This is a genomic window from Paenibacillus sp. BJ-4 (assembly GCF_020404765.1).
GTDB lineage: Bacteria > Bacillota > Bacilli > Paenibacillales > Paenibacillaceae > Paenibacillus.
Genome location: NZ_JAIVEM010000020.1, coordinates 1 through 211 on the forward strand (window position 1 = coordinate 1; position 211 = coordinate 211).

Genomic DNA, 211 nt, shown 5'->3' on the forward strand with positions numbered 1-211 from the left:
CCAAGTACCATCGGCGCTGGAGGGCTTAACGGTCGTGTTCGGGATGGGTACGTGTGGAACCCCTCCGCTATCGCCACCAAACATGAATTTGCATTGCAAATTCTATCTTCAAGGTGTTACACCCTGAAAACTGGATCCGAAACTTCATTGCGTCTTATTCTTAGGATAAGCCCTCGACCGATTAGTATTGGTCAGCTCCATGCATTACTGC

At 48.8% G+C, this 211-nt stretch carries 1 rRNA gene; it reads right to left on the minus strand.

The window, feature by feature from the left end:
- Window positions 1–81: ribosomal RNA gene (gene rrf / locus LCF57_RS04560) — 5S ribosomal RNA — on the minus strand; the annotation flags it as partial.
- Window positions 82–211 lie beyond the last annotated feature (130 nt).